Below are 3,082 nucleotides of genomic sequence, written 5' to 3'. Positions count from 1 at the left end.
TAAAATCATTTCAGTGGGCGACCTCAAACGGTCGGCACAACGAGTGATCGATGCCACAGGATGCATCGTTTCGCCAGGATTTATCGACATTCACATGCACAACGAAGAGCGGGAAGATCCCTTTACTGCTTCTAAAGCTATTTTAGCTTTTAATGTAGCATCGTATTTCTTGCGAATGTTGCCCATATGTTTGCCTCCTTTTTGTATATACAGGCTAAAGTCCATCTTATTCCTCTGTCCAGCTTATGGGATCCATAATAATCAATCACGGGGCGGTTTAGGTTGTTGGGATTCTTACTACCGGAATGTTTCTATATTATTTGAAATAGAACCACGGATGTCTTGACAGAGAAGGTTATCGCATATAAACTAAAAAACTGGCAAAGGTGGTCAGGGGAGTAATAGCTTTCGAGTAATAATAATCAAGAAGGCACTGGCGCAATCGATGGTTGGTTATGCGTTTGCATGAAGAGGCGTTGGAGGCAACCTGAAGGAGGGCATACGAATGGCATTAGTCGTGCTTATAGGATGTTTTGTCCTTTTTTTAATTATTGGTTTGCCCATTGCTTTTAACATGATTTTAAGTTCTACTATGTATCTTCTTGTTGGAGGTTATCCCCAGATTCTTGTAGTCCAGCGGATGTTCGAGGGAATGAACGGCTTTTCATTACTTGCTGTCCCATTTTTTGTCCTCACTGGTCAATTTATGCTCAAAGGACATCTTTTAGAGGCTCTTGTTGACCTTGTCAATGGATTTTTTGGCCACGTACGGGGTGCTCTCGCCATTGTGACCATAGGTGTAAGTTTGTTCATGGGAGCTATCGTAGGATTGGCCCTAGCCGAAGTGGCTTCTTTGGGTTCATTTTTAATTCCTATGATGAAGCAAGAAAAATATCCTCCTGCTTTCTGTTCCGCTGTTATGGCTACTGCATCTCTTTTAGGGCCCATTATGCCTCCCAGTGTCTTGATGATTATTTATTGCGTCTCTGTTGGCAGAACATCTATTGCAGGGATCTTTTTGGCGTCTATTATCCCCGCTTTCCTTATAGCCATTGCTCAAATGTTGATTGTTCACCGAATCGCTGTTAAAAGAGGCTATCCAGCCCATGAGCGAGTGCCTTGGCCGGATAAGTGGAGACGTTTGCGCAGGGCGCTTCCTGCGCTTCTCCTGCCGATAATTATTTTGGGGGGTATTTTTGGAGGTGTTTTTACAGTTACAGAATCTTCAGCCATTGCAGCTGTTTACGCCTTTTGCATCACGTTTTTTGTCTATAAGGAAGGTAAGCTTTCAGACATTCCAGAAATGCTGAAGGAAACAGCACTTACGTCAGGTTTAGTAATTCTTCTCGCTGGCAGCGCCACTGTTACTGCATGGGCAATTGCTAATGAACAGGTTGTATATAAAGTTATAGGCCCTCTGTCCGCTTTCCCCCAATGGACGTTTCTCCTTATGGTTAATGTGGCTCTTATTATAAATGGTATGTTTATGGACGATTATGCATCCGTTGTGGTCTGGGGTCCAATCATTGCTCCTATTGCGTGGAAACTCGGAGTTGATCCACTTCAGATCGGAGCGATTATCTGCATCAATCTTGTCATCGGTTTGGTTACTCCGCCCTTTGGTATTACTTTGTTTGCCACTAGTCCAATGGCAGGGGTTACTGTAGAGCAAACCTTTAAAGAAGCTCTTCCTATGGTTGTTGTCTCTATCACGGTACTTTTTTTCGTTACCTATTATCCTCCCCTTACATTGTGGCTTCCTCGGCTCTGTGGTTACTGATGATTCTGACTTGTTATAAGGCTTGCTAAACAAAAGATTCAACCGCAGGAATAAAGGGTTGTTGTGCCATATTTTATGCATAATTGGAGGTGAGAGGAAGGCCTTGCGCTTAGATAAGCGTGGTGAGATTTGCAAAGTGAGATTTTTATTTTAAAAAGGAGGAAGTAGCTTATGAAGAAAGGGATCATTTTTAAAGCAGTTGTCGCTTTGGTGTTAGTGGTGGCCTTTAGTGGGACTGCTCTCGCAGCTAAAACTATTAGAATCTCTCTCTGTAATTCCGAGACCCATCCTCAGTCTATAGGGCTACAGCTCTTCAAAAAGCTTGTGGAGGAGCAGACGAATGGAGCGCTAAAGGTGAATCTTTACTACAACTCTCAGCTTGGAGGGGAAAGGGAGTCTGTAGAGCAGGTGAAAAATGGTTTGCTTGAGATGGCCACTGCATCCGCAGGACCAATGACCACATTTAATCCTCTCTTCATGGTACTTGATATTCCCTTTGCTTTCAATGATTACAACGAAGCGTGGATGGTGGCCGATGGCCCTGTGGGTCAAGCTCTTTTTAAATCTTGTGAAGGAGTGGGACTAAAAGGACTCGCTTGGATGGAGAACGGCTTCCGCCACACTACCAATTCGGTTCGGCCTATCAATACCATTGATGATTTTAAAGGCCTCAAGATCCGCACCATGGAAGCCCCCATGCATGTGGAAACGTTTAAATTATTGGGAGCTGGTCCTACCCCTGTCGCATGGACCGAATTATATTTGGTTCTTCAGCAGAGAGTGGTAGACGGCCAGGAGAATCCGCTCGCCAATATCTGGGAAGTAAAAATGTACGAGGTCCAGAAATATGTATCCCTCGATGGTCATATCTATGATCCTATGCCTCTGGTCGCTAATCTTGATTGGTTTAACAAGCTCACAAAAGAGGAACAAGTTATAGTCGAAAAGGCGGCTCTTCTGGGGCAGAATTATAGTCGAGCAGTTAACGCTGCCCGTGAGCGGTATATTGTGGAACTTTTACAAGAAAAGGGCATGGCTGTGAATGAAGTAAGAGAGGCTGAAAAGGCAAAGATGCGTGAGGCTACCCAACCAAGCATTGTTCAAAAGATAAAAGAGAAAGTTGATCCGAAGTTTATTGACCAATGGCTTTCGGCTATCGAACAAGCCCGCAAAGATATTAAAGCGGGACTTTAGGGACTCGTCGCGTTGTTTATCTTGTGGGCGCCGGTGTGGTTTAAGTCTTCTCTCTTGAGGTATATTTTTGCCCCTCCCAGGTGCTCGGTGAGCCTTTCGGCGAAGTAT

At 44.3% G+C, this 3,082-nt stretch carries 2 protein-coding genes; both read left to right on the top strand.

Annotated features, from left to right (window positions below):
* The first annotated feature begins 505 nt into the window (after positions 1-505).
* Entirely contained in the window at positions 506-1,780 is a 1,275-nt protein-coding gene (locus EZM41_RS11985; protein WP_198471299.1) for a TRAP transporter large permease, read from the top strand.
* A gap of 171 nt (positions 1,781-1,951) precedes the next feature.
* Positions 1,952-2,974: a TRAP transporter substrate-binding protein gene (locus EZM41_RS11980; protein WP_198471298.1), complete on the top strand. Its 1,023-nt coding sequence runs from the start codon at positions 1,952-1,954 to the stop codon at positions 2,972-2,974.
* The last annotated feature ends 108 nt before the right edge of the window (positions 2,975-3,082 follow it).

Source organism: Acetomicrobium sp. S15 = DSM 107314 (genome assembly GCF_016125955.1).
GTDB lineage: Bacteria > Synergistota > Synergistia > Synergistales > Thermosynergistaceae > Thermosynergistes > Thermosynergistes pyruvativorans.
This window is presented reverse-complemented; position numbering and strand designations above follow the sequence as displayed.